Origin of the sequence: Mycobacterium sp. B14F4, assembly GCF_039871645.1 — a bacterium.
In the GTDB taxonomy this organism is placed as follows: Bacteria; Actinomycetota; Actinomycetes; order Mycobacteriales; family Mycobacteriaceae; genus Mycobacterium.
The window spans coordinates 966,608-990,946 of sequence record NZ_JBDPMF010000001.1 but is presented as its reverse complement, the minus strand read 5'-3'; the positions used below and the strand labels follow the sequence as shown (position 1 = coordinate 990,946).

The 24,339-nt window shown below is 68.3% G+C and carries 24 protein-coding genes; 11 read left to right on the top strand and 13 right to left on the bottom strand.

From position 1 onward, the window contains the following. Positions 1 to 2: 2 nt before the first annotated feature. The 5 genes from urtB (at position 3) to ABGB19_RS04980 (ending at position 4,151) form a co-directional block, all read left to right on the top strand. Complete coding sequence (gene urtB / locus ABGB19_RS05000; protein WP_347684605.1) at positions 3 to 887, top strand: urea ABC transporter permease subunit UrtB; 885 nt, start codon at positions 3 to 5, stop codon at positions 885 to 887. Next, positions 884 to 1,999 (top strand): urea ABC transporter permease subunit UrtC, encoded by a 1,116-nt coding sequence (urtC, locus tag ABGB19_RS04995; RefSeq protein ID WP_347684603.1) that lies wholly within the window; start codon positions 884 to 886, stop codon positions 1,997 to 1,999. The genes urtB and urtC overlap by 4 nt, the downstream gene beginning before the upstream one ends. Beyond that, the gene (gene urtD, locus ABGB19_RS04990) at positions 1,996 to 2,817 is read left to right on the top strand and encodes an urea ABC transporter ATP-binding protein UrtD (RefSeq protein WP_347684601.1); all 822 of its coding nucleotides are present in this window, start codon (positions 1,996 to 1,998) and stop codon (positions 2,815 to 2,817) included. The genes urtC and urtD overlap by 4 nt, the downstream gene beginning before the upstream one ends. Beyond that, a complete protein-coding gene (gene urtE, locus ABGB19_RS04985; RefSeq protein WP_347684599.1) occupies positions 2,817 to 3,509 on the top strand; it encodes an urea ABC transporter ATP-binding subunit UrtE in 693 nt (230 codons plus the stop codon). The genes urtD and urtE overlap by 1 nt, the downstream gene beginning before the upstream one ends. Positions 3,510 to 3,623: 114 nt before the next feature. Then, positions 3,624 to 4,151, top strand: a complete 528-nt coding sequence (locus ABGB19_RS04980; protein ID WP_347684597.1) for a hypothetical protein — start codon at positions 3,624 to 3,626, stop codon at positions 4,149 to 4,151. Positions 4,152 to 4,304: 153 nt separating this feature from the next. Here the strand turns inward: ABGB19_RS04980 and hisS are convergent, their stop codons facing one another. Both hisS and ABGB19_RS04970 read right to left on the bottom strand, forming a co-directional pair. Next, positions 4,305 to 5,570, bottom strand: a complete 1,266-nt coding sequence (gene hisS / locus ABGB19_RS04975) for a histidine--tRNA ligase (RefSeq protein WP_347684595.1) — start codon at positions 5,568 to 5,570, stop codon at positions 4,305 to 4,307. Then, complete coding sequence (locus ABGB19_RS04970; RefSeq protein ID WP_347684593.1) at positions 5,570 to 6,256, bottom strand: MBL fold metallo-hydrolase; 687 nt, start codon at positions 6,254 to 6,256, stop codon at positions 5,570 to 5,572. Before ABGB19_RS04970 ends, hisS begins: the two co-directional genes overlap by 1 nt. Positions 6,257 to 6,361: 105 nt before the next feature. Between ABGB19_RS04970 and ABGB19_RS04965 the strand changes: the two genes are divergently transcribed. Next, entirely contained in the window at positions 6,362 to 7,234 is an 873-nt protein-coding gene (locus tag ABGB19_RS04965) for a peptidylprolyl isomerase (protein ID WP_347684591.1), read from the top strand. Between the two features lie 4 nt (positions 7,235 to 7,238). After that, positions 7,239 to 8,270: a peptidylprolyl isomerase gene (locus ABGB19_RS04960; RefSeq protein ID WP_347684589.1), complete on the top strand. Its 1,032-nt coding sequence runs from the start codon at positions 7,239 to 7,241 to the stop codon at positions 8,268 to 8,270. Between the two features lie 9 nt (positions 8,271 to 8,279). On the opposite strand, the gene ABGB19_RS04955 is transcribed toward ABGB19_RS04960, so the two are convergent. The 7 genes from ABGB19_RS04955 to yajC all read right to left on the bottom strand — a co-directional run bounded on the left by ABGB19_RS04955 (position 8,280) and on the right by yajC (position 16,844). Beyond that, positions 8,280 to 8,573 carry a DUF4333 domain-containing protein gene (locus ABGB19_RS04955; RefSeq protein ID WP_347684587.1) on the bottom strand — a complete coding sequence of 98 codons (294 nt, stop codon included), beginning with the start codon at positions 8,571 to 8,573 and terminating at the stop codon, positions 8,280 to 8,282. 76 nt (positions 8,574 to 8,649) lie between these two features. Next, a complete protein-coding gene (locus ABGB19_RS04950) occupies positions 8,650 to 11,109 on the bottom strand; it encodes a RelA/SpoT family protein (protein ID WP_347684583.1) in 2,460 nt (819 codons plus the stop codon). A gap of 46 nt (positions 11,110 to 11,155) precedes the next feature. Next, a complete protein-coding gene (locus tag ABGB19_RS04945; protein ID WP_347684577.1) occupies positions 11,156 to 11,734 on the bottom strand; it encodes an adenine phosphoribosyltransferase in 579 nt (192 codons plus the stop codon). Next, positions 11,689 to 13,353, bottom strand: coding sequence for an ABC transporter substrate-binding protein (locus tag ABGB19_RS04940; protein WP_347684575.1), 1,665 nt, complete (start codon positions 13,351 to 13,353; stop codon positions 11,689 to 11,691). Before ABGB19_RS04940 ends, ABGB19_RS04945 begins: the two co-directional genes overlap by 46 nt. Positions 13,354 to 13,359: 6 nt before the next feature. Further along, positions 13,360 to 14,610: a protein translocase subunit SecF gene (gene secF, locus ABGB19_RS04935; RefSeq protein ID WP_347684573.1), complete on the bottom strand. Its 1,251-nt coding sequence runs from the start codon at positions 14,608 to 14,610 to the stop codon at positions 13,360 to 13,362. 1 nt (position 14,611) lies between these two features. Continuing rightward, a complete protein-coding gene (gene secD, locus ABGB19_RS04930) occupies positions 14,612 to 16,429 on the bottom strand; it encodes a protein translocase subunit SecD (RefSeq protein WP_347684571.1) in 1,818 nt (605 codons plus the stop codon). A gap of 79 nt (positions 16,430 to 16,508) precedes the next feature. Continuing rightward, on the bottom strand, positions 16,509 to 16,844 hold the full coding sequence (gene yajC, locus ABGB19_RS04925) for a preprotein translocase subunit YajC (RefSeq protein ID WP_347684569.1): 336 nt from the start codon (positions 16,842 to 16,844) through the stop codon (positions 16,509 to 16,511). Between the two features lie 262 nt (positions 16,845 to 17,106). On the opposite strand from yajC, the gene gabT reads away from it, so the two are divergent. Beyond that, positions 17,107 to 18,447 carry a 4-aminobutyrate--2-oxoglutarate transaminase gene (gene gabT, locus ABGB19_RS04920; protein WP_347684567.1) on the top strand — a complete coding sequence of 447 codons (1,341 nt, stop codon included), beginning with the start codon at positions 17,107 to 17,109 and terminating at the stop codon, positions 18,445 to 18,447. Positions 18,448 to 18,476: 29 nt separating this feature from the next. Continuing rightward, positions 18,477 to 19,910, top strand: a complete 1,434-nt coding sequence (locus tag ABGB19_RS04915) for a gamma-aminobutyraldehyde dehydrogenase (protein WP_347684743.1) — start codon at positions 18,477 to 18,479, stop codon at positions 19,908 to 19,910. Positions 19,911 to 19,921: 11 nt separating this feature from the next. Here ABGB19_RS04915 and ABGB19_RS04910 read toward each other — a convergent pair whose 3' ends face one another. After that, positions 19,922 to 20,755 carry an alpha/beta fold hydrolase gene (locus ABGB19_RS04910; protein WP_347684565.1) on the bottom strand — a complete coding sequence of 278 codons (834 nt, stop codon included), beginning with the start codon at positions 20,753 to 20,755 and terminating at the stop codon, positions 19,922 to 19,924. Positions 20,756 to 20,817: 62 nt separating this feature from the next. On the opposite strand from ABGB19_RS04910, the gene ABGB19_RS04905 reads away from it, so the two are divergent. After that, positions 20,818 to 21,282: a MarR family transcriptional regulator gene (locus tag ABGB19_RS04905; RefSeq protein WP_347684563.1), complete on the top strand. Its 465-nt coding sequence runs from the start codon at positions 20,818 to 20,820 to the stop codon at positions 21,280 to 21,282. A gap of 29 nt (positions 21,283 to 21,311) precedes the next feature. On the opposite strand, the gene ABGB19_RS04900 is transcribed toward ABGB19_RS04905, so the two are convergent. Then, on the bottom strand, positions 21,312 to 22,085 hold the full coding sequence (locus ABGB19_RS04900; RefSeq protein WP_347684561.1) for an SDR family oxidoreductase: 774 nt from the start codon (positions 22,083 to 22,085) through the stop codon (positions 21,312 to 21,314). Beyond that, positions 22,082 to 22,900 (bottom strand): MerR family transcriptional regulator, encoded by an 819-nt coding sequence (locus ABGB19_RS04895; RefSeq protein WP_347684559.1) that lies wholly within the window; start codon positions 22,898 to 22,900, stop codon positions 22,082 to 22,084. The genes ABGB19_RS04900 and ABGB19_RS04895 overlap by 4 nt, the downstream gene beginning before the upstream one ends. Before the next feature lie 89 nt (positions 22,901 to 22,989). On the opposite strand from ABGB19_RS04895, the gene ABGB19_RS04890 reads away from it, so the two are divergent. Next, a complete protein-coding gene (locus ABGB19_RS04890) occupies positions 22,990 to 23,340 on the top strand; it encodes a nuclear transport factor 2 family protein (RefSeq protein WP_347684557.1) in 351 nt (116 codons plus the stop codon). Between the two features lie 249 nt (positions 23,341 to 23,589). Here the strand turns inward: ABGB19_RS04890 and ABGB19_RS04885 are convergent, their stop codons facing one another. Then, positions 23,590 to 24,318 carry a hypothetical protein gene (locus tag ABGB19_RS04885; protein WP_347684554.1) on the bottom strand — a complete coding sequence of 243 codons (729 nt, stop codon included), beginning with the start codon at positions 24,316 to 24,318 and terminating at the stop codon, positions 23,590 to 23,592. Positions 24,319 to 24,339 lie beyond the last annotated feature (21 nt).

Below are 24,339 nucleotides of genomic sequence, written 5' to 3'. Positions count from 1 at the left end.
GGATGGATGTCCTGATCGGGCAGCTGGCAACGGGATTGAGCCTCGGCTCGATCCTGTTGCTGGCCGCTCTGGGGTTGTCGTTGACGTTCGGCCAGATGGGCGTCATCAACATGGCGCACGGCGAGTTCATCATGGCAGGCTGCTACACCGCCTACGTGGTGCAGCAGATCGTGTCCAGTGCCGGTGCGTCACTGCTGATCTCGCTGGTGCTCGGCTTCGTGGTCGGCGGTGCGATGGGCGCGCTGCTGGAGACGACACTGATCCAGCGCATGTACGACAGGCCGCTCGACACGCTGTTGGTGACGTTCGGGGTCGGGCTGGTACTGCAGCAGGTGGCCCGCGACATCTTCGGCGCGCCGGCGGTGAACGTGGTGGCACCGGCCTGGTTGTCCGGCGGTGTGGAGATCCTCGGGGCGGTGGTGCCCAAGACGCGCATCTTCATCCTGGTGCTGGCCGTCGCCTGCGTCGCGGCGCTGGCCGCAGCGCTGAAGGCCAGCCCGATGGGCCGGCGCATCCGGGCCGTGGTGGCCAACCGCGACCTCGCCGAGACCAGCGGCATCTCGTCGCGCAAGACCGACGTGACAACGTTTTTCATCGGTTCCGGGCTGGCCGCGGTCGCCGGGGTGGCGCTGACGTTGATCGGCTCGACGAGCCCGACCATCGGCCAGAGTTATCTGATCGACGCGTTCCTGGTGGTCGTGGTCGGAGGCCTCGGCCAGATCAAGGGCACGGTCATCGCAGCGTTCGCGCTGGGCTTCCTCAACTCGTTCATCGAGTACAACACCACCGCGTCGCTGGCGAAGGTGATCGTCTTCGTGATCATCGTGATCTTCCTGCAGGTCCGCCCGCAGGGGCTGTTCACCGTCCGGACAAGGAGTCTGGTGTGAGAACCATCCTGGGCCGATGGCAGACGTGGGCGGGGTTCGGCGTCGCCGCGGTGGTGCTGTTCGGTGTCGCACCGTTGGTGCTGTCCGATTTCCGGCTCAGCCTGCTGGGCAAGTTCCTGTGTTTCGCGATCGTCGCGGTGGGCATCGGGCTGGCGTGGGGCCGTGGCGGCATGCTGGTGCTGGGCCAGGGGGTGTTCTTCGGCCTCGGCGGCTACATGATGGGCATGCACCTCAAGATCGCCGATGCGCAACTGCGCGGCGACGACGTGCCGGACTTCATGCAGATCGCCGGCGTACGCGAACTGCCGGCCTACTGGGCCCCGTTCGCCTCCCCCACCTTCACGCTGCTGGCGATCGTCGTGCTGCCCGTTGGCATCGCCGCCGCGCTGGGCCTGGGCGTGTTCAAGCGCCGAGTCAAGGGGGCCTACTTCGCGATCCTGTCGCAGGCATTGGCCGCGGCGCTGGCGATCCTGCTGGTCGGCCAGACCGGTCTGGGAGGCAGCAACGGCCTCAACAGGTTTCGCACGTTCTTCGGGTTCACCCTGAACGATCCGGCCAACCGGCGGATGCTGTACTTCATCGCCGCCGGCGTGCTGCTTCTCGTCGTAGCCGTGGTACGGCAGCTCATGCAGAGCCGGTACGGCGAGCTGCTGGTGGCGGTGCGTGACGGCGAGGAGCGCGTGCGCTTCCTGGGCTACGACCCGGCCAACGTCAAGGTTGTCGCGTACACCGCCGCCGCGTTGTCCGCCAGCATCGCGGGCGCACTGTTCGCGCCGATCGTCGGGTTCATCGCACCGTCACAGGTCGGCATCCTGCCGTCCATCGCGTTCCTGATCGGGGTGGCGATCGGCGGGCGCACCACGCTGCTTGGCCCGGTGCTCGGCGCGATCGGTGTCGCGTGGGCGCAAACCCTGTTCTCCGAACGTTTTCCGTCCGAATGGACCTACGCCCAGGGCCTGTTGTTCATCGTCGTCGTCGGCTTCTTCCCCGCCGGCCTGGCCGGGCTGGGCGTGCTGCTCAACCGCCGCGCCCGGGAGCCGAAAGACCGGCCCGATCCGAATCCCGTGACCGAGACCGATCCCGACACCGAGAAGGTGGGCGCCTCCACATGACCACCGAAGCGCAGCCGGTGGCGGGCGGCATCGTCGGCATGGGCTCCGAGTACCTCGAGGTGCGCGGCCTCACCGTCGATTTCGACGGCTTCAAGGCGGTCAGCGACGTCGATCTGACCCTCTTCCAGGGTGATCTGCGGTTCCTCATCGGTCCCAACGGTGCGGGTAAGACCACGGTCATCGACGCGATCACCGGCCTGGTGAGCACGACGGGATCGGTCAACAAGTCCGGCGTCGAACTGCTCGGCAAGAAGGTGCATCAGATCGCCCGACTGGGCGTGGGCCGCACCTTTCAAACGGCCAGCGTCTTCGAGCAACTGACCGTGCTGCAGAACCTCGACATCGCCGCGGGCGCGGGCCGGTCGGTGTGGACCCTGCTGCGCCGGCGCAACGGTGTGCTGCCCGCGATCGAGGAGGCACTGGAGACGATCGGGCTCGCCGACCTGGCGGACAAACCCGCCGGTGTGCTGGCGCACGGTCAGAAGCAGTGGCTGGAGATCGGCATGCTGCTCGTGCAGAACGCCGACGTCCTGCTGCTCGACGAACCGGTCGCCGGTATGAGCCACGAGGAACGCGAAGAGACCGGAAACCTGTTGCGGCGCATCGGTGGTCAGCGGACCGTCGTCGTCGTCGAGCACGATATGGACTTCATGCGCGCGTTCGCCACCTCGGTCACCGTGCTCGCCCGCGGCCAGGTCATCGCCGAGGGATCGGTCGCCGAAGTGCAGGCCAACCCGAAGGTGCAGGAGGTGTACCTCGGCACGGCCGCAGCGGGCGCTTCGGCCTTGGCGGACCAACTCATCGAGGAGAACCCCTGATGCTCCAGCTTGTCGACGTGCGCTGCGGTTATGGCAGGTCGGAGGTGATCCACGGAGTCAGTGTGGAGGTGCCGTCCGACGGGGTGGCCGCGGTGATGGGCCACAACGGCGCGGGAAAGACCACGCTGCTGCGCGCCGCGGTCGGGCTGCTCAAGTGCAGTGCGGGCAAGGTGATCTTCGACGGCGACGACATCACCCGACTGCGGCCGAGCGCGCGCGTGGCGCGCGGGTTGGCCTACGTTCCGCAGGGCCAGCAGTCGTTCGGGCAGTTGACGACGATGGAGAACCTTCAGGTCGTCGCCGACGGGCGCAGGAACGGCAGGCAGCTGATCGACGAACAGCTCGACCTGTTTCCCGCGTTGAAGGAGCTCTTGACCCGGCGCGCGGGGCTGTTGTCGGGCGGCCAGCGCCAGCAGCTGGCGATCGCCCGCGCGCTGATCACCACCCCGAAATGTCTCATCCTCGACGAGCCGACCGAGGGCATCCAGCCGTCGGTGGTCGCCGAGATCGAGGCCGCGATCACCGACCTCACCAGGCGCGGTGACCTCGGCGTGCTGCTTGTCGAACAGCACATCGGCTTCGCGCTGGAGTCGTCGCAGCAGTACTACATTCTGGAGTCCGGCCGGATGACCTCCAGCGGCGCCGGCGGCTCGGCATCCGAAGCCGACGTCCGCGCCGCCATGGCCATCTGACTCCCCCCATCGGCGCGCCTCATCTGCGCGAGTGTGCGTGTTCGCACACGACACGCGGCAACTCTTCGACAGTTCGCGCACGCTCGCCGCGGGTGAGATGGCACGCTGCATGGCGTGAACGCACCTCCTGAGCCCCGGGTACTGGTCGACGCGGGCGGACTCGTCGTCACCGACGACGGTCGGCGGGTCAACGTCATCGACCGGCGCACGGGCGGGCTCGCGGTGACCGCGTTCGTGATCGGGGTGCTCACGTTCGTCGTCGGAGGGTTCGGCGTCGTCACGCTCGTCGCGGGTACGCCATCGCGGTCGGTCGGCGCCGTATTCCTCGCTGCCGGTGTCGCGCTTGCGGTGCTGCTGTTCGCCATGGTGCGCAAGTTCCGTCAGCGTCGGAGGCAGCCGTTGCACGCCTGCCGGTCGGTCGCCGTGCTCGACCGCAAGCTCAACCTGTTCAGTCACGGCGGCGGCGCACTGGTGCAACTGGATCACGTGCGGTTCGCCCGGCGGTTCCAAATCGGTTCCAGCTCACCAAAACTCGTGGCGATCACACCGGACGGCACGAAGGTGCTCAAGCGGGGCAATCCGTTCGACGGCGGGATAGGCAGGGTCGACGAACTGCTGACCGACGTCGCAGGCGGCGCCTGACCGTCACGTGTCCACGACCTCGGGCTCCTTTGGCCGAAGAGCCGAACCGCGTTGTCCGCGAGCGCCGCTCGACCGGGCGCGAACGTGCAGGTCCTGCAGTAATTTCGCGGCGTGTCATGTGCGAACACGCACGCTCAAGCGGAAAAAGGGGAACTAGCCGCGGTTGAGGCGGGTGAGGACTTCGGCCAGCACCGCGCCGACGGGGACGTCGGTCTGCTCACCGGTCGCGAGGTTCTTCACGCCGACGGTGCCCGCCTCGATATCGCGGTCGCCGGCCACCAGTGCGAGCGCGGCACCCGACCGATCCGCCGCACGCATCGCGCCCTTGATGCCGCGATCGCCGTAAGCCAGGTCGACACGCACACCGGCGGCGCGCAAGCGGGCGCTCAGCACCGACAGCGTCAGCTTCGCCTGCTCCCCTAGCGGAACTCCGAACACGTCGACCCGCGCGGTGCCGCCGACCTCCTTGCCCTCGGCCTTCAGCGCCAGCACCGTGCGGTCAACTCCGAGCCCGAAGCCGATGCCCGACAAGTCTTTTCCGCCGAGCTGGTGCATCAGGCCGTCGTAGCGTCCGCCGCCGCCGATGCCGGACTGGGCGCCCAGGCCGTCGTGCACGAACTCGAACGTGGTCTTGGTGTAGTAGTCCAGACCACGCACCATGCGCGGGTTGATGACGTAGGGCACGTCGAGGGCGTCCAGGTGCGCCAGCACGGTGTCGAAGTGCTGCTTGGCGACATCGGAGAGGTGATCCAATATCACAGGTGCATGAGCGGTCATTTCACGTATGGCTGGACGCTTGTCGTCGAGCACCCGCAGCGGGTTGATCTCGGCGCGCCGGCGGGTCTCCTCGTCGAGGTCGAGCTTGAACAAAAAGTCCTGCAACAACTCTCGATACTGCGGCCGACAGCTGTCGTCACCCAGCGAGGTGATCTCCAGCCGGAACCCGTCGAGGCCGAGCGAGCGGAAGCCCGCGTCGGCCACCGCGATCACCTCGGCGTCCAGCGCGGGGTCGTCGACCCCGATGGCCTCGACACCCACCTGCTGCAGCTGGCGGTAGCGGCCGGCCTGCGGACGCTCGTAGCGGAAGAACGGCCCGGCGTAGCACAGCTTCACCGGAAGCGGCCCGCGGTCCAGGCCGTGCTCGATGACCGCGCGCATCACGCCGGCCGTGCCCTCCGGGCGCAGCGTCACCGACCGGTCGCCGCGGTCGGCGAAGGTGTACATCTCCTTCGACACGACGTCGGTCGACTCGCCGACACCGCGCGCGAACAACGCGGTGTCCTCGAAGATCGGCAGTTCGATGTCGCCGTATCCCGCCCGGCGGGCGGTGTCGAGCAGGCCGTCGCGCACGCCGACGAACTGCGCCGAGTCGGGCGGCAGATAGTCCGGGACGCCCTTGGGCGCCTGAAACTCACTCACTAGGTCAAGCCTTCGAGGAACGGGTTGTGCCGGCGCTCGAATCCGATCGTGGACTTGGGGCCGTGCCCCGGTAGTACCACGGTGTCGTCGTCGAGCACCAACAGTTTTGTCAGGATCGAGCCGAGCAGGTCGCGTCCGCTGCCGCCGGGCAGATCGGTGCGGCCCACGGACTGCCGGAACAGGGTATCGCCCGTGAACGCCACCGAGCCGGGCCCCGCCCCGATGGCCGCATCGACCCGGAACACCACCGACCCGCGGGTGTGGCCGGGCGTGTGGTCGACGGTCAAGGTGATGCCGCCCAACTCGATCTTGTCGCCGTCGCGGTCCAGCTCGACGACCTGCTTGGGTTCGCGGAACAAGGCCCCGAACGCGAGGCGGCCCAGGCCGGCGAAGACTCCCTGCCCGAAGTCCTTGATCGGGTCGGTGAGCATGAACCGGTCCTCGGGGTGGATGAAGGCCGGGCAGCCGTACATGTCGGCCACCTTCTGCGCCGACCAGATGTGGTCGATGTGCCCGTGGGTGAGCAGCACCGCCGCCGGGGTCAGGTGGTTCTCGTCGAGGATCCGGCGCAGCGGAGCCATCGCCCGCTGTCCCGGGTCGACGATGACGGCGTCGGCGCCGGGCCGGGGGGCCAGCACGTAGCAATTGCACGCCAACATGCCGGCCGGGAAGCCGGTGATCAACACGACGTCCAGTTTCCCACCCCGCGATGGTGTGGGGTGCGGCGCCACACTCAGCTACGCCTGGCACACTCGTTGCCGACCGATCAACTCACCAGGAGGACACCGGCGGTGCCGACCAACGAACAGCGGCGGGCGACAGCGAAGCGCAAACTCGAGCGGCAATTGGAGCGGCGCGCCGAAAAGGAACGCAAGCGGCGCCTCTGGACGATCGTCGGGACGGCGGTCGGCGCCATTCTGGTGGCCGCCGCCATCGTCGCGACGTTCGTCGTGACCAACAAGGACTCCGACAGCCAGAACGCGGCCGCCACCGGCACCTCGAGCACGGCGGCCGCCCCGTCGGCGCCCGGGGGGCTGCCCGCGTTCGCCGCACCCGCCGGCCTTGGCGAGAACTGCTTGTACCCGGCTTCGGCCGAGAAGGCGAGCAAGGACGTCACGCCGCCGCGGACCGGCAAGGTGCCGACCGATCCCGCCGAGATAAGCGCCAGCATGTCCACCGACCAGGGCAACATCGGGCTGCTGCTCGACAACGGCAAGACGCCGTGCACCGTGAACAGCTTCGCCAGCCTGGCTCAGCAGGGCTTCTTCGACGACACCCCGTGCCACCGGCTGACCACGGCGGAGTCGCTGTCGGTGCTGCAGTGCGGCGACCCGACCGGCGAGGGCACCGGCGGGCCGGGCTACTCGTTCGCCAACGAATACCCGACCAATCAGTACCAGCCCGACGACCCCAAGCTGCTGGAGCCGGTGCTTTACCCGCGCGGCACCCTGGCCATGGCCAACGCCGGCCCGAACACCAACGGCAGCCAGTTCTTCCTGGTGTACGGGGACTCGCAGTTGCCGCCGGGCTACACGGTGTTCGGCACCATCGACGAGACCGGCCTGGCGACACTGGACAAGATCGCCGCGAAAGGGGTCGCCGGTGGTGGCGACGACGGCGCCCCGGCCACCCCGGTCAAGGTCAAGTCGATCCTGCTGGACTGACGAGGTGAGCACCCCGCCCCCGCCGTACGGCGAGTATTCGCCGCCGCCCGCCGGCGGATATCCGCCGCCGTACGGCTACCCGGCGGGGTACCCGGGCTACGGCTATCCGCAGCCCAAGCCGACCAACACGATGGCCATCGTGGCGCTGGTGTGTGCGTTCGTGTTCGCGCCGCTGGGCATCGTGTTCGGTCACCTTTCGCTGTCGCAGATCAAGAAGACCGGTGAGGACGGCCGCGGGCTGGCGATCGCCGGGCTGATCATCAGCTATCTGGTGTCGGCGCTGACCATCCTGGTGATCGTGATCAGCGTCGTCTTCGTGGCGACTGTGGCCCGCGATCTGGAATCCTTCGACGGCATGGTGCCCAACGATCCCGGCATCACGGCGCCGCCGGGCACCGCGCCCGACGAACTGCCCGAGTTCAAGCCGCCGCAGACCCTCGGTTCGAACTGCCAGTACCCGGCGACCACCGAATCGCCCGGCAAACCCGCCAAGCCCCCGCGCACCGGGCGGGTGCCGACCGATCCCGAGTTCGTCAGCGCCAGCATGACGACGAACCAGGGCGACATCGGCCTGCAACTGGACAACGCGAAGGCGCCGTGCACGGTAAACAACTTCGCCAGCCTGGCCCAGCAGGGGTTCTTCGACGACACGCCCTGCCACCGCCTCACGACGGGCGACCTCGCGGTGCTGCAGTGTGGCGACCCGACGGGTTCGGGCACCGGCGGACCGGGTTACCGGTTCCCGAACGAGTATCCGACGAACCAGTACCGGCTGAGCGATCCCGCGATGAAGACCCCGGTGCGCTATCCGCGCGGCACGCTGGCCATGGCCAACGCCGGTCCCGGGACCAACGGCAGCCAGTTCTTCCTGGTATACGAGGACTCGTCGTTGCCACCGACGTACACGGTGTTCGGCACGATCGATGAGACCGGTCTGGCCACGCTGGACAAGATCGCCGCCGAGGGCGTCGCCGACGGTAGCGGAGACGGCGAACCGTCGGCTGACGTCCGGATCGAATCGGTCCGGCTGGACTGAGGCTTCCCGCTACTTGGCGGGTGCGGTCTCGATGTAGAACTCGACGTCGTCACCCTCGACCTTGGTGACGCGCATGTTCGCGGTGTACTCCACGTTCTCCGGTCCGGTGAACGTGCACTCGAACTTCGTGCCCTCCTTGGCCTCGACGCCGTCCGGGCACTTGACGTCCGTGGGCTTGAATCCCGTCTGCTCGTTGACCAGGTCCACGACGGACTGTGCCGCACCTTCCGACTTGATCGTGGAACTGCATCCGACGATGACCATGGCGAGCGAAGCGAGCAGGACCACCACCCCAGTGCGCATCGTCGCAGTATTGCAGAGATGGCAAATATTGACGCTCTGAACACTTAATTCGGGCACGCCGGCTTGCGCCGGCGTCTCATGCTGCCGACGTGACGCGGTAGACGTCGTAGACGCCCTCGACGTTGCGCACCACGTTGAGCACGTGACCCAGGTGCTTGGGGTCGCCCATCTCGAAGGTGAACCGGCTGATCGCGACCCGGTCGTTGGAGGTGGTCACCGACGCCGAGAGGATGTTGACCTTCTCGTCGGCCAGCACCCTGGTCACGTCGGACAGCAACCGGTGCCGGTCGAGCGCCTCGACCTGAATCGCCACCAGGAACACCGAGGAGGGCGACGGCGCCCACTTCACCTCGATGATGCGCTCCGACTGTTGTTGCAGCGACGCGGCATTCGTGCAATCGGTGCGGTGCACGCTGACCCCGCCGCCGCGCGTGACGAAGCCCATGATGTTGTCGCCGGGTACCGGGGTGCAGCACTTGGCCAGCTTGGTCAGCACACCCGGCGCACCGGGCACGGACACCCCGACGTCGTCGTTGGTGCGGTGCCGCACAGGCATGGTCGCCGGAGTGGAGCGCTCGGCGATCTCGTCGGCGGCCTCCTCGTCGCCGCCGAGCTGGGCCACCAGTCGCTGCACGACGTGCCGCGCGGAGACGTGGCCCTCCCCGACAGCGGTGTAGAGCGCCGACACGTCGACGTACCGCAACTCGCGCGCGAGCGCCGCCATCGACTCGCCGTTCATCACGCGCTGCAACGGAAGTCCGCCGCGACGGACTTCGCGGGCGATGGCGTCCTTGCCCGCCTCGAGCGCCTCCTCGCGGCGTTCCTTGGCGAACCACTGCCGGATCTTGGCCTTCGCCCGCGGCGACACCACGAAGGTCTGCCAGTCCCGCGACGGGCCCGCGTTGGGCGCCTTGGAGGTGAACACCTCGACGACTTCGCCGTTTTCGAGCTTGCGCTCCAGCGCGACGAGCCTGCCGTTGACCCGCGCGCCGATACAGCGGTGACCCACCTCGGTGTGCACCGCGTAGGCGAAGTCGACCGGCGTCGACCCGGTGGGCAGGGTGATTACGTCACCCTTCGGGGTGAACACGAAGATCTCCTGCACCGCAAGGTCGTAGCGCAGCGACTCGAGGAACTCGCCGGGGTCGGCGGCCTCCCGCTGCCAGTCCAGCAGCTGACGCATCCACGCCATGTCGTCGATCTCGGCGGCGGCGTGTCCGGCCGGTAACCCGTTACGCCCCTTGGCTTCCTTGTACCGCCAGTGCGAGGCGATCCCGTACTCCGCGGTGCGGTGCATGTCGCGGGTGCGGATCTGCACCTCCAGCGGCTTGCCCTCCGGTCCGACGACCGTGGTGTGCAGCGACTGGTAGACGCCGTACCGCGGTTGGGCGATGTAATCCTTGAAGCGGCCCGCCATCGGCTGCCACAGCGAGTGCACGACGCCCAGCGCCGCGTAGCAGTCCCGGATCTCGTCGCACAGGATCCGCACGCCGACGAGATCGTGGATGTCGTCGAAATCGCGACCCTTGACGATCATCTTCTGGTAGATCGACCAATAGTGCTTGGGCCTGCCCTCGACGACCGCGTTGATCTTGGAGGCGGTGAGCGTGGCGTTGATCTCCGCGCGGACCTTCGCCAGGTACGTGTCGCGCGACGGCGCGCGGTCGGCGACCAGGCGCACGATCTCGTCGTACTTCTTCGGGTGCAGGATCGCGAATGACAGGTCCTCCAGCTCCCACTTCACGGTCGCCATACCCAGCCGATGCGCAAGCGGGGCAATGACTTCCAGCGTCTCGCGGGCCTTGCGCGCCTGCTTCTCCGGCGGCAGGAACCGCATGGTGCGCATGTTGTGCAGCCGGTCGGCGACCTTGATCACCAGCACGCGGGCGTCGCGGGCCATCGCGATGATCATCTTGCGGATGGTCTCGCCCTCGGCGGCCGTGCCCAGCGCGACCTTGTCCAGCTTGGTGACGCCGTCGACCAGATGGCCGACCTCGGTGCCGAACTCCTCGGTCAGCGCCTCCAGCGTGTAGCCGGTGTCCTCCACGGTGTCGTGCAGCAACGCCGCGATCAGCGTGGTGGTGTCCATGCCCAGCTCGGCCAGGATGTTGGCCACCGCGAGTGGGTGGGTGATGTAGGGGTCGCCGGACCGGCGCAACTGGTCGGCGTGGCGCTCTTCTGCCACCTCGTAGGCGCGCTGCAGCAGCTGCAGGTTGGCCTTCGGGTAGAACTCCTTGTGCACGGCGACCAGCGGTTCGAGCACCGGGTTGATGGCGCTGCGCTGCGACGTCATCCTGCGCGCGAGCCGGGCGCGCACCCGCCGCGACGCGCTCGCCGAGGTCTTGTGTTGCTCCTGCTCCTCGCGTCCGCGGGGTTGTTCCTGCTCCTCGCGTCCGCGGGGTTGTTCCTGCTCCTCGCGTCCGCGGGGTTGTTCCTGCTCCTCGCGTCCGCGGGGCGGCTCCAGCGGCGGGGTCTCGGGCACCTGCGCGCCAGGCGGCGATTGCACGGCCTGGCCCGTGCCGGGCTCGTCAGCCATGGTCACCTCCCCGAGGGATAGTCGGTAGCCCTTCCGAGGATATCGCTCAGACCCGGTGCAGCGACGTGACCGGTAGAGGGTCGAGCACGTCGCGGCCGTTCAGCGCGGTGAGTTCGAGCAGCACCGCCGCCCCGGTCACCGCCGCCCCGGCGTGCCCGAGCAGTCTGACCGCCGCCGCCGCGGTGCCGCCGGTGGCCAGCACGTCGTCGATGATGAGTACGGTCCGGCCGGTGAGATCGATGCCGTCGGCGGGGATCTCCAGCGTCGCGGTGCCGTACTCCAACGCGTAGCGCTCGCTGTGCACCGGTGGCGGCAGCTTGCCGCCCTTCCGGATGGCCAGCACGCCGGTGCCCAGGCGCAGCGCCACCGCCGCACCCAGCAGGAAGCCGCGCGCATCGATGCCCGCAACCAGGTCGACGCCGCTCGCGGACTCAGCGAGCGCATCGGTGACGGCGGCCAGCCCGCGCGCGTCGGCCAGCAGCGGGGTGAGGTCCTTGAACTGGATGCCCGGTTCGGGGAAGTCGGGCACCTCCCGCATCATCGACGCGATCAGCGCCGAGATACCGGCGTCGTCCGAGCTCACTGCTCCAGCACCCAGCGGTCCATGTTCCACCCCGCGCCCCATCGCGTCGGATTACTGCTCACCGCATACATCTTCGTCGATGCGAGCAGCGTCCGCTGCTGACGGTAGAGCGGCAGCGTCGGCATGTCGGCCCACAACACCGGGCCGCCCTCGCCGAGCAGGCGCGCCAGTTCCTTGGGATCCGAGGCGACGGCCATCGAGGCGATGATGCCGTCGATCTGCGGGTTGGAGTACCGAGGCAGGTTGTTGCCGTTGCCGGTGTACAACTCGTAGGCGTCCATCGCCGACGAGCCGGTCGACCCACTGCCCGCGGCTCCCCCGGTGCTGGCGATCAGCACGTCGATCTCGCTGTTGCGCAGCGTCAGCGGGCCGACGGTCTCCGACGCCGCGTCCTGCACGGTGATTCCGGCCGGCGCGCACGACTTGGCGATGGCGCCGACGGTGGCGGCCAGCCGGGCGTTGGGGCTCTGATAACCGATCCGCACGGTCAGCGGCTTCGCGCCGAGCGCGGCACGTGCGGCGTCGGGGTTCGCCGCGACGAACTGCCCGGCCTCGGCGGCGCCTTCGGCCGCGCTGTAGGCGTCCTCGCTCGCGGGGTTCAACCGCGAGTTGGCGATGGGCACCTCGGCGTTGCGGGCGATCACGTCGCGCGGCGTGCAGTGGGCCAGCGCACGGCGGGCCGGCGGTCCGGCCATCACGCCCTCGGGCGCGAAGATGAGCTGCTCGATGCCCGCCGACGCGGAGTCGGTGCGCACGTAGTCGTCGGGCAGGTTGAGCGTGCCCGAGGAGCCGGCGGCGACATCGACCACGTCGTAGGCGCCCTGGTTGATGCGGTCCTGGATGTCGGCTCCGCGCGGCCACACGGTGACCCGCTCGGTGACCGGTGCCGCACCCCACCACTTGTCGTTGGCGACCAGCACGACGGCACCGTCGTCGGTCACCGAGTCGAGCTTGTACGGGCCCGACGACGGGAACTTCTTGAGGTCCCCGATGTTCATGCCGGGCTTGAGCTGCCAGCCGGTGTTCCAGACCCGGGCGATGCGCTCGACCGCCGGACCGTCGTTCTCCAGGATCGCGGTGGTGACCCCGCCGTCGCCGAGTCCGAGCTCGTCGGCGATGACGTGCGACGGCATCATCGAGGTCGCCGCGAACAGCTGCCCGAAGTCGGTGAACCCGCGGTCGGGAGCGAACGACACGCGTGCCTTCTTCTGGCCCGGGGTGCAGTCGACCGTGGCGATGTCGCTGTAACCGGCTCGGCTCGCGGCGTCGAAGGCCGGGAAGCGGCCGGCCTGCGCCGCCCAGCTCAGCACCATGTCGTCGCAGGTGATCGGTTTGCCGTCGGAGTAGACGGCGTTGGCGTTGATCTCGTAGTCGAGGACCAGTGGTGCGCGTCCGACGACGGAGATGGTGCCGAAGTCGTGGTCGCCGACGACCTGGCCGTCGGGTCCGTGGTAGTTGAAGCCGGTGAGCACCCTGGCGAACGCCTGTGGCCCGCCCGATGCGGCGCCGGCCACCGTGTTGGTGTTGTAGGTGATCAGCGCGCCGTCGACGGCGTAGTCGATGGCGTCGGCGGGACTGGCCGTGCACGCCGAACCCGTCGCCGCGATGGCCACCAGCACCGTCGCCAGGACGCCTCCGCGCCCGGCATTGCGAGGCGACATGTGTGTCTACCGCCGCCGCGTGTCGCGCTTACCCGACGGTCGCCCGGTCCGACTCGTGGTGGGCCGCACCGGCCGTGCGCCCGGAGCGGGCTTGTCCGGCGGCGGGGTGGACTCGGCCCGCGCGATGGCGCCGACGGTCTCCTGCTCTTGGTCCGCCGGGGCGTCGGCTGATTTCGCCGCGGCGCCCTTGCGGCGGTTCATCACCCGGCGGGTGTGCGTGCGGACCAGTTCGGTGCGTTCGCGCAGCGTCACCAGCAGCGGGGTCGCGAAGAAGATCGACGAGTAGGTGCCGACGATGACGCCGACCAACTGCACCAGCGCGAGATCCATCAGGGTGCCGACACCGAGCAGCCAGACTGCGACGACCATCAGTGCCAAGATCGGAAGCACCGAGATCAGGCTGGTGTTGATCGAGCGCATGAAGGTCTGGTTGACGGCGAGGTTGGCCTGTTCGGCGAAGGTGCGCCGGGTGGTGTGTTCGAAGCCCTGCGTGTTCTCCTCGACCTTGTCGAACACGATGACGGTGTCGTACAACGAGAAGCCGAGGATTGTGAGCAGGCCGATCACCGTCGCCGGCGTCACCTCGAACCCGACGAGGGAGTACACCCCCGCGGTGACGACCAGGTCGAAGACCAGCGTGGTCAGGGCCGCGACCGCCATGTAGCGCTCGTAGCGCACGGTGATGTAGAGGGCCGCGAGCACCAGGAACACCACCAGGGCGATCAGCGCCTTCTGGGTGATCTGCCCGCCCCAGGTCTCGGACACCGCCGAGTCGCTGATGGCCTGCTTGCTCGGTTGGCCGTCAGAGCCCCGGGGCTGGAACGCGTCGAACAGCGCGGTGCGCAGTTCCTCGATCTCCTGATTGTCGAGGGTCTCCGAGCGGATCTGCACCGTCGCGGAATCACCGCTGCCGACGGCGACCACCGACTGCGGCGGGGCCCCCACGGTGTCGCTGAAGACGGTCTCGACCTGCTCGACGGTGACCGTGCCGGACGGCGTGACCGCAGGCATCGAGACCTTCGTGCCGCCCTCGAAGTCGATCCCGAAGGTGAAGCCGCGCAACAGGATACTGGCCAGCGCGACCGCGACGATCAGTCCGCTGATCGTGTACCACAGCTTGCGCTTGCCGATGACCTCGAACGCGCCGGTGCCGGTGTAGAGCCGGACGAAGAAGCCGTGCTTCGGCGTTGCGGCGTCGAGGTCGGGCGCCTCGACGGCGCTGGTCTGCGGTTCCTGACCAGAGTGCTTGGCCGCCATATCAATTCCGTCCCATCGCATGCGCGGCCGCTCGCCGTTCGCGGGCGATCTGCTGAACCGCGCCGAGGCCGTTCAGCGACGGCTTGGCCAAGAGCGTCGACTTCGACGCCAGGTACACCAGCGGCCAGGTCACCAGGAACACCACGACAACGTCGAGGACCGTCGTCAGCCCCAGCGTGAACGCGAAGCCCTTGACCTGACCCACGGCGAGCACGTAGAGCACCACGGCGGCCAGCAGCGTCACCGCGTTGCCGGACACGATCGTCTTGCGGGCACGCGCCCAACCGCGCGGCACCGCCGAGCGGAACGAACGTCCTTCCCGGATCTCGTCCTTGATGCGTTCGAAGAACACCACGAACGAGTCGGCGGTCATACCGATACCGATGATCAGACCCGCGATACCGGCCAGGTCGAGCGTGTAGTTGATCCATCTGCCGAGCAGCACCAGGATCGCGAAAACCATTGCGCCGGAAGCCACCAGCGACAGCGCGGTCAACACCCCCAGAACCCGGTAATAGAGCAGGGAGTAGAGCAGCACGAGGGCCAGCCCGACGGCACCGGCGATCAGGCCCGCCCGCAGCGAGGACAACCCCAGGGTGGCCGAGACGGTTTCGGCCTCCGACGACTCGAACGACAGCGGCAGCGAACCGTACTTCAGCACGTTGGCCAGTTCGCGCGCCGTGCTCTGGGTGAACTGGCCGGTGATCTGTGTGCGGCCGCCGGGAATGGCTTCCTGAATCTCGGGCGCGCTCATCACCTTCGAGTCGAGGACGAACGCGGTCTGCGTGCCGACGTTGGCGGCGGTGAAGTCCGCCCAGGTCTTCGACGCGTCGCCCTTGAACTGCAGGTCCACGACGTACTCGCCGCGCTGCTGGTCGAGCCCGGAGGTGGCGTCCTCGATCTGCTCACCGTTGATGATCGACTTGTCTAGCAGGTACACGTTGCCGTCCTGTCCGCAGGTGATCAGCGGCAGGTTCGGATCGTCGTTGCCGGCCAGCACGTCTTCCTCGTCGCAGCGGGTCGCCTGGAACTGCAGCGCGAGGATCTGGATCTGCTGGTCGTTGCTCTGGCGCAACTGTTTCTCGTCGGCGATGCGCTGTTGCAGCGGGACGTCTTCGGGATTCTGCGGCGCCGTGGGCGCGGGCGCTCCCGGCGTGGGCGCTGCCGGCGTCGGCGCCCCCGGCGTGGGCGCTCCGGGCGTGGGTGAGGGCTCGGGAGCCGGCTGAGCCGGGGGTTCCTGGGGGAACGGGCGGGGCTGCGGGGCCGGCGGTTGCTCACCAGCAGGAGGCTGCGCTCCGGCGGGCGGCGCGGGCTGGCCGCCGGGCAGCGGGGCGCCGGGCTCGGCCGGAGCGATCGGCGGCAGGCCGGGCACCGCGGGCGGCGCTCCCGGTGGCGCGCCGGGCGGGGCTTCGGTCGGCGGCTGTTGCTCCGCCCCCTGCGACGGGATGACGTGGATGACCGGCCGGATGTAGAGGCGCGCGGTCTGGCCCAGGTTGCGGGCGTCGCTGCTGTCGCTGCCGGGCACCGTGATGACCAGGTTGTTGCCGTCGATGATCACCTCGGACCCGGACACGCCGAGGCCGTTAACCCGGTCGTTGATGATCTGCTGGGCCTGGTTGAGCGCGTCACGGGTGGGCGGGGACCCGTCCGGGGTGCGCGCGGTCAGGGTGACGCGGGTGCCGCCCTGCAGGTCGATGCCGAGTTTGGGCTCGGCGATCTTGTCTCCGGTCAGGAAGACCAGGCAGTAGGCGCCGACGAGCAACACCAGATAAAGCGCCAGGTAGCGGGCAGGGTGGACCGGCGTCGAAGACGATGCCACGTTTCCTCAGGTCTCCTCGAGATCAGTTCGTCAGCACCGCAAAGAGTACGTGCTCTTTCTGTGCAGTTGCCCCTCGGACTCAGCCGTCGGTCTTGGTGTTCGGCCTGTCGGTGAGCTCGGTCGCGGTGGACTCGGGCTCGACGTCGTCGAAGTCGTCGTCGTCGGTGATGCGGTCGCGCACGGCCAGCTTCATCCAGGTGGTGACGACGCCCGGCGCGATCTCCAGGTCGATGCTGTCGTCGGTGATGCCGACGATCGTGCCCTCCAGGCCCGAGGTGGTGTGGATGCGGTCGCCGATCGTCAGCGATTCGTGCAGATCGATGGTCGCTTGCATCGCCTTCTTCTGCTTGCGCGATGCGAAGAACATGAATGCGCCCAGCACGATGAGCAGGGGCAGGAATATGACCAGATCCATGGCAACAACTGTCTTTCGTTTGGTCGGGTAGTCCGGCGCACCCGCCAGCGGGCCACGCGCCTCGTAAGTGACCAGTGTGCCATTGCGGTGTTCCGCGGTTATGGGCCCATGGCCGGCGTCGCCGCGCGGGCCGCCGGCCTTTCGAGCCCGGCCCGCCGGCGACGACGGATTCCGTCGCCGCGTCGCTTGGGAATCGACCATCTCGTCACAGCCTGTCCGCGATGCCGACCGGATCGGTGCTTTCCCGACTAGGCTCACAGCGATGAGCACTCCGGAGCAGAGCCGCCATCTCGCCACACCGCTCCCGGGGCCACGCTCGCAGAGCCTGATCGACCGCAAGGCCGCCGCGGTGGCGCGCGGCGTCGGGAACACCATGCCGGTGTACGCGGCCCGCGCCTTCGGCGGCATCGTCGAGGACGTCGACGGCAACCGCTTGATCGACCTCGGCTCGGGTATCGCGGTCACCACGATCGGCAACTCCGCGCCGCGCGTGGTCGACGCCGTGGCGCGTCAGGTCGCCGACTTCACCCACACCTGCTTCATGATCACGCCGTACGAGGGCTACGTCGCGGTCGCCGAAGCGCTCAACCGACTCACCCCCGGAGCCCACGAGAAGCGCACGGCGCTGTTCAACTCGGGTTCGGAGGCCGTGGAGAACGCGGTCAAGATCGCCCGTTCGTACACCCGCAAGGCGGCCGTCGTGTCCTTCGACCACGCCTACCACGGCCGCACGAACCTGGCCATGGCCCTGACCGCCAAGTCGATGCCCTACAAGCACGGGTTCGGCCCGTTCGCGCCGGAGGTCTATCGGGCGCCGCTGTCGTACCCGTTCCGCGACGCGGAGTTCGGCAAGGAGTTGGCCACCGACGGCGCGCTGGCCGCCAAGCGCGCGATCACCGTAATGGACAAGCAGGTCGGTGCGGACAACCTGGCCGCGGTGATCATCGAGCCGATCCAGGGCGAGGGCGGGTTCATCGTTCCCGCCGACGGGTTCCTGCCCGCACTGCACGACTGGTGCCGGGACAACAACGTGGTGTTCATCGCCGACGAGGTGCAGACCGGCTTCGCGCGTACCGGCGCGATGTTCGCCTGTGAGCACGAGGGCATCGAGCCCGACCTGATCGTCACCGCCAAGGGCATCGCCGACGGCCTGCCGCTGTCCGCGGTCACCGGGCGCGCCGAGATCATGGACGCTCCCCACGTCAGCGGGCTCGGCGGAACCTACGGCGGCAATCCGCTCGCCTGTGCCGCCGCGCTGGCGACGATCGAGACGATCGAGTCGGAGAACCTGGTTGCCCGTGCCCGCCAGATCGGGACGCTGATGAAGGACCGGTTGGGGCGGCTGCAGGCCGAGGACGGGCGGATCGGCGATGTGCGGGGCCGCGGCGCGATGATGGCGATGGAGTTCGTCGCGCCCGGCACGCTCGAATCCGATCCCGACCTGGTCAAGGCGTTGTGCGCCGGGTGCCACGCGGCGGGCGTGATCGTGTTGTCCTGCGGCACCTATGGCAACGTGCTGCGCTTCCTGCCGCCGCTGGCCATCGGCGACGACCTGCTCGTCGAGGGCCTCGACGTGCTCGCTTCCGTGCTCAAGAACCTGTAACCGGCAAGGAGATAACGATGACCAGCCAACTGACCGCTGTTCAGAACTTCATCGGCGGCGAACTCGTCGACTCGGTCAGCGGTGCGACGATGCCGCTGGTCGACCCGGCGACGGGTGAGAAGTACGCCACCGCGCCGATCTCCAACGAGGCCGACATCGACAACGCGTACGCCGCGGCCGCCAAGGCCTTCGCGGACTGGAAGCGCACCACCCCGTCAGTGCGGCAGAAGGCGCTGCTGGACTTCGCCGACGACGTCGAGAGGAATGCGCAGGCGCTGGTCGAGGCCGAGGGCCGCAACACCGGCAAGCCGAATCACGTGACGATGGCCGAAGAGATCCCGCCGATGGTCGACCAGATCCGCTTCTTCGCCGGTGCCGCACGGATGCTGGAGGGCAAGTCGGCAGGCGAGTACATGGAGAACCACACGTCGTGGATCCGGCGCGAACCGGTCGGCGTGGTCGGCCAGGTCGCGCCGTGGAACTACCCGATGATGATGGCGGTCTGGAAGTTCGTGCCCGCCGTGGCCGCGGGCAACGCCGTCGTCATCAAGCCCAGCGACACCACCCCGGTCACGACGGTGATGCTCGCCGAGATCGCGGCGCGTCACTTCCCGCCAGGCGTGCTGAACGTCGTTTGCGGCGACCGCGTCACGGGCGCCGCGGTGGTTGCGCACCCGACGCCGGCGATGGTGTCGATCACCGGATCGGTGGCCGCGGGCCGCGCCGTGGCGGTCAGCGCGGGCGGACACCTCAAGCGCACACACCTGGAGTTGGGCGGCAAGGCGCCGGTCATCGTCTTCGATGACAGCGACATCGCCACGGCGGCAGAAGGTATCGCCACGGCGGGCTACTTCAACGCCGGCCAGGACTGCACGGCGGCCACGCGGGTGCTGGCGACGGCGAAGGTCGCCCCGGAGTTGACGGAGGCACTTGCCGAGCAGGCGCGCGGGGCGACCACGACCTACGGCAAGCCGGCCGACGACGAGGACGCGTGGGTGCCGCCGGTGAACAACTCGACGCAATTGGAGCGGGTGCTCGGCTTCCTAGGTGATGTGCCCTCCCATGCGACGGTCGCCGTCGGCGGAGAACGCCAGGGCGACAGGGGTTTCTACGTCGAGCCGACGGTGATCGGCGGGCTGCGTCAGGACGACCGGTTGATCCAGCAGGAGATCTTCGGCCCCGTCATCACGGTGCAGTCGTTCTCCGATGAGGACGAGGCGATCGCCTGGGCCAACGGCACCGAGTACGGGCTGGCGTCGTCAGTGTGGACCAAGGACGTGTCGCGGGCGTTGCGGGTGTCGGCTGCCCTGGATTTCGGCTGCGTGTGGATCAACACCCACATCCCGCTGGTGGCCGAGATGCCGCACGGCGGGTTCAAGTCCTCAGGCCACGGCAAGGACCTGTCGATGTACGGCTTCGAGGACTACACCCGCATCAAGCACGTGATGGCCTACACCGGCTGACTTGTGAAGCCTCAGCCGCGCTGAGCGCGGGTGCAGCTCCACAACTCGCAGAGCAATGCCAGGATTCGGCCGCGGTCGATCAGCAGCGGCGAGACATGACCGGTGCCCGCGACGTCCTCGACACGACAATCGTGGATGACGCCGCAGGTGCGACTGGCCTCGTCGGGACGCCATCCGGTGACGTCGTCGCGCACCGACATCACCAGTGTCGGCACCCTGATGTCGACGAGCAGATGCTCGATGCCGGTGCGGTGCAGCATCATCGACCGCATCGCGTGGTACATGCCGTCACGGTCGGCGTCACGGAACGACGCCATGACGGTGGCCGCCTGTTCGGGCGCCGCCGCGATGGCGTCACTGCCGATCAGGGAGTCGAACAACAGCTTGACGACGAACCGTCTCGGCCCCACCGACCGGTAGAAGGCCACCAGCGGCCACGCCTTGGTGAGCTTCTCCCCCAACGTGAAGCCCTGAATCGGGGTGCCGATGGTGGTCAGGGTGCGCAGCCGCTTACCCGTCGCGAGACGGATGCCGACGTGCCCGCCCCACGCGTTGCCGATCCAATCGACCGGCTCGGTGATGCCAAGCCCGTCGAGGGCCTGCTCGGCGGACGCCACTACTTCTTCGAAGGTGAAGTCGCGCGGCACCGGGTCACTTCTGCCGTGCGACGGTCCGTCAATCGTGAATGCCGTTCGGTGCTGCGCGATGTCGTCGATCAAGGGACCCCAGGACCGCGAGTCGACAAACAGGCTGTGCCACAACACGACAGGCGGACCCGTGCCGGTGCGACGGACGTGCAGCCGGCCGAGGTCGGTCCCGACGAATCGCGCGCTCGGCTGGTTCATGGCGGGCCTCCCCAAATACTTCGGCAACCGAAACTTCGGTAACCGTAGTATCCTCGTGAGCCATGGGTTCGTCAAGGAATCGGTCACCCGACCAATTGGCCATCGGACAGCTTCTGGTGAGGCTGCTGCGCGAGTTCCGTGAGGATCTCGGTGCGCCGCGCGCCGACGCCGGTTACGGCGATGTCCGCGAGCCGCACTTGCAGATCTTCGGCAACATCCGCATGGGCGGCACGCGGCTGACGGAGTTGGCGGACCGCGCGCAGCTGAGCCTGGCGGCGACCTCGGAGCTCGTCAACGACCTCGAGCAGTTGGGGTATCTGACGCGTCGGCCGGATCCGGCCGACGGGCGGGCGAAGTTGATCGACCTGACGAAGCGGGGCCGTGCGTTGATGGCCGACGCCGGCGCGCGTGTCGCCGACATCGAGCAGCGCTGGTCGGCCATCGTGGGAGCACGGAACTTCAGGCAGATGTGCCGGACCATGCAGCGCTTGCTCGACGAGCTCGACCCCAAGGACGCGCGAAGCTAGATTCCGCTGGCCTGACTCGCGGTACGCACCTAGATTGTCGGCACGGTGCCGCCGTCGACAACCACGTCGGCGCCGACGATCGAGGATGCGGCATCGGACACCAGGAATCCGACCACCTCGGCGATCTCGGCCGGCATGGCGGGCCGGCCCAGCGGGATCCCGCCGAGGGCGGACATCAGTGATTCCAAAGCCGCGTCGCGGCTCCCATCACCGACTGCGGCGATCCGGTCGATGAGCGCATCGGCGGCGCTGGTCTGGATGAATCCCGGCGACACCATGTTGACGCGAATTCCCTTGGGCGCCAGCTCATTGGCGAGGCCTTTGCTGTATGCCCGCAGAGCCGCCTTGGCTGCTGCGTAGCCGAGAGTACCGTCGTAGAGCGGCATGCGGCCCTGTATCGATCCGATGTGCACCACAGCGCCCGCGGCCGATTCGATCATCATCGGCAGCAGCGCACGGTCCAGCCGAACAGCCGCCAGCAAGTTGAGGTCGAACTCGTCGCGCCAGTCTTGATCGGACAGCGCGGCGAACCCACCCGACGGCGCGCCGGACCCGCCCGCGACGTGAACCACGATCTGTGCGCCACCGACATCAGCGACGTGGGATGCCACCGCTTCGACGCCCGCCGCGGAGGTGAGGTCCGCGGCGACGAAATCGTCTGCGGCGGAGTGGTCGTCGGCGGGGTGTTCGCGAGCCACCGCGGTCACCTGCGCCCCCGCCGACTTGAGCCGTGCGACGATCGCGGCTCCGGCGCCCCTGGTGCCGCCGGTGACCACCGCGCGCCGACCCTCCAGCGCACTCATGCGTCGGCCCGAAAAATCGGCCAGCACAACGCCGTCACCCATTGTTCGGATTCGCCGGTGTCCCATGAGAATCGCTCGTAGTACTCCCGAAGCGGACCTTCGATGCTGATCTCGTGCCGCGTCGCATACTCACCAAGAGCGCTGTAGGCGAGGTCGACGTCGTCATGCGAACCGTTGTGCAGTATGACTGCGAGCTCGGCCGCCGGGATCGTCACCGGCCCCACCCGCCCAACGGAGCGAACGACGCCGTCGACAGGGATGAAGACCGTCGCGGTGCCGTGGTCCCGAGCGAAGATGTCGAATCCGAACAGTGCCCCGGGCGCGCCGGTCGGGGTCAGCGCGTCGTCGGCGGTCACCGTCGCTCGCAACTCCCCGACAGCACCCTGCCACCAGGGCAGCAGATCGTCACGCTCGACGGTCGCGGTGATCGCGGCCGCCGGTGTGGCGGCGACACTGCGGTGTTCGATGCCTGAGCTCTGGGCCGGCCGCTTGAGGATGGCCCGCAGTGACTCGACGGCACTGCGGGTTGCGGCGAGCTGGCTCTCCAACCGTTGCAGATGGCCGCTGATCAGCTCATTGCGGGCGGACGGCGCCGAGGTGAGCACCGCACGTACGTCGGCGATCGGCATGCCGAGTTCGCGAAGCCGTCGCACCACTTGCGCGGTGGGCACCTGGTCGTGCGCGTAGTAGCGGTAGCCGCTGGCCGGGTCGATCCGGGCCGGCTCGAGCAGGCCCACCTCGTGGTAGTGCCGCAGCGTCTTGATCGACAATTGCGTCATTCGGGAGAAGTCACCGATCGACAATGCAGTGCTCACCGGCTCAGTGTGCAGTCTCCCTCTGGAGGAGGGTCAAGACCGGAACGTCGGTTTGACTCTCCGGTGACCGTCGGGTCGATGCTGGCGGCATGTTCACCTCAATCTCTCCGGCCGCGCGGCGATATGTCGACGCGGTCAACGCCTTCGACGTCGATGCGGTGCTGGCCACTTTCGCACCCGATGCGGTCGTCAACGACAACCACCGAGAGTTCGCCGATCCGGACTCCATCCGTGCGTGGGTGACCGCCGAGATCGTCGGTGCACGCGTCACGATGGAGATCACCGAGATCATCGAGCGGGCCGGCATCACCGTGTTACGGGCCCGATACGACGGCGCCTATGACAAGACCAATCTGCCCGACGAGCTGATCCTGACCAACTACATCCTCATCCGCGAGGATCGGATCGCCGCTCTGTTCATCACCTTCAACAACACGTGACGCCCCGATGCGCGCGGACCGTTCACGCCGGCCGGGGTCGAATGAAGTGCGGACAACGGGCAAAATCCCTTGCATTACCATAATTTTCCGGACTCGATACCCACAGCCGGAATCACGTGACCATGCACCAAAACGGCGCACGGACTGTGACGGCGGCGCCGGTGGAAGTCGACTCTCCCACGTTACGTGCGACAAGACGCACGGTGCCCCGAACACCCGGGGTGTCGGGGCACCGTGCGCCTGTGGGACTTAGTGGCGCGCGAGCCGGTCTCCGCGGTTGCCGCCGCCGCGGAGCTTGTCGCGCCAGCTTCGACGACGCGGCTGAGCTTCGGCTGTCGGTCCGATGACCTCGGTCCGCTGCTCGGCCGTCGCCGGCATCGGCTCGCCGGTCGCGGGAGCATTAGCCCCGGTCGAGGGAGCAGTAGACCCAGTCGCGGGAGCAGTAGCCGGAGCTGCAGCGGCGGCCGGCGCGGTAGCCGGACGCTCCTCCCAGGTGATGTCGCGGACACTGCGAACGGAGGTCCGGCCAAGCGCGGCGGCGCCGAGGAACACGATCAGTGCGCCGAGACCGTAGAAGTACACCAGCTCCAGCACAACTCGCTTGCCTTCGGTCGCCGCGGCTGGCGTGCCCGCATCGCCGATCCCCAACGGACCGGCCAGCAATCGCCCGACGATGAACCACGCGCCGCCTGCCACGGCCAGCCAGCCGCCCAGCTGGGCCGTCGCGCGGTTTTTCGACATCAGCAGAAGCAGCCCGCCCAGTACGGTCACGGCACCGGGCAGCACCTCGAGCCAGCCTCGGCCGGTCGTCCAAGTCCACGGCTGATCCGGGGTGAATGCGAAGTCGAAATAGGGGCCCAGGAAGGGGATGAGCGCACCCCAGAGTCCCAGCAAGATCAGCAGGAAGCCGCTCGTCGCACCACGGCTGCGCGGCATCTTCATCCGGCCGCCGCGAGGGTGAACACGTGTCTCGGTCATGGTTGATCCTCCTAAGTGGAT